We start from the raw sequence: 1,543 nt of genomic DNA on the forward strand, positions 1-1,543 counted from the left end.
ACGCTTGTCCCACCGCGAACTCCTAATTTGAATTCAATCACCGATTTCCATTCGTCGGAGCCTATGTCCGGCCCGTGTCCTTGCGTATCGGCAGTCGGCAATTTTTTGTCGATCGCTTGATACCATGCCTCTGAGCATATGGATTGCGCCTGAACAAAACCCGAGACACCAAAAAACAAAAAGACCAGATACTTACTCATGTGAAATCCTTTTTTATCTCTATGGCTGCCAAAGATCTGTGCAGCCGCTCCATCAGAAGAGCAGCATGTCTCTCTGAATTTTAGACCTTCTTGACGTTGCGGGTTCCTTGTCGTCTATACAGAAGTGAGTCGATTACGCCCCTTCATATTCAGTGGTGATTTGATGCGAGGCACTTACAGCGTGAGTGACGTTGCCGGCATGTCTAGAGTTATCTGAGCGAAAAATGTGCTTCGTCTCCAGGTCAGTTCAGGGTGACGTCTGAATGGCTGAGAGCAGTGTCTAGCCTTCCTCAACTTCAGACTCCAAAATGGGGCAACGTGCCAGATGAGATTCGCCATTCGGGTACACCAAACCGGTCAGATTCCTTTGGTTCAGGATTTTACGCCCAATGAGTTCAAGAATATGTGTTGGCTCTGGCTGACGCTGCCAAGCTCTTCGAGCTGCCGACCATCCTCACGACCAACGTCGAGCAATACCCGAACGGCCATTGGTGCCAGACCTGAAAGAGATGTTTCCTGACGCGCCCTACATCGCTCGACCAGGGCAGATCAATGCCTGGGATAAAGAAGATTTCGTCAAGGCAATCAAGGCCACCGCTCGCAAGGAATTGATCATTGCCGGTGTGGTCACTGACGTCTGTGTAGCGTTTCCGACCATATCGGCGCTGGGAGAAGATCTTGACGTGTTCGTTGTGACCGACTTTTCCGGCACGCTCAACATTACTGTGGAACAGGCAGCCTGGTATCGCATGACACAGGCCGGTGCGCAAATGATGAACTGGTTCTCGGTGGCCTGTGAACTGCAGCGCGACTGGCGCAACGACATCGAAGTTCTGGGTAACCTCCTGTCCCCGCGCATCCCTAATTATTGCAACCTGATGAACAGCTATTGAGCGCTAGCGGCACGCCAATCGTAAGTCTGGTTTGCAGCCCCAGGCCCACTCCTGCGGGCTTTAGGCATGGACGTCATGTGGAATGTCTTGTACATCGCGCTTAGTGAAATGGGGCCCTCGAAGGGCCCTTTTGTACTTAAACCAAAATCACTTGGTCAACCAAGACTCGACAGTCGCGGCGCCGTGTTTCGATTTCCAATCTTTCAGCGTTTTGTGATTGCCACCCTTGGTTTCTACGACTTCACCAGTGTGAGGATTTTTATAAACCTTCAACTGGCGAGGCTTGCGACTGCCCACTTTGGACTCGGCTACTGGAGCGCGACGGCCTGCTTGTGGATCTAGCAGGTTAATCACGTCCTTGAGGCTGTAGCTGTATTTTGCGAGCAAATCGCGCAGCTTCGTTTCGAATTCGATTTCTTTCTTAAGGCCTGCGTCGCCCTTGAGGGCTTC

Annotated in this window: 1 protein-coding gene and 2 pseudogenes; 1 reads left to right on the forward strand and 2 read right to left on the reverse strand. The window is 51.6% G+C overall.

Going from position 1 to position 1,543, the window contains the following annotated elements:
• Positions 1-200, reverse strand: a pseudogene (locus ACKJSM_RS28600) (hypothetical protein); the annotation flags it as partial.
• A 325-nt stretch (positions 201-525) separates the two neighbouring features.
• Between ACKJSM_RS28600 and ACKJSM_RS28605 the strand changes: the two are divergent.
• A pseudogene (locus ACKJSM_RS28605) lies at positions 526-1,093 on the forward strand (isochorismatase family protein).
• Positions 1,094-1,240: 147 nt separating this feature from the next.
• Here ACKJSM_RS28605 and ACKJSM_RS28610 read toward each other — a convergent pair.
• On the reverse strand, positions 1,241-1,543 hold a 303-nt coding region (locus tag ACKJSM_RS28610; RefSeq protein ID WP_410239532.1), incomplete at its 5' end, for a histone-like nucleoid-structuring protein, MvaT/MvaU family.

Source organism: Pseudomonas sp. PHC1, assembly GCF_046487845.1.
Classification (GTDB): domain Bacteria; phylum Pseudomonadota; class Gammaproteobacteria; order Pseudomonadales; family Pseudomonadaceae; genus Aquipseudomonas; species Aquipseudomonas sputi.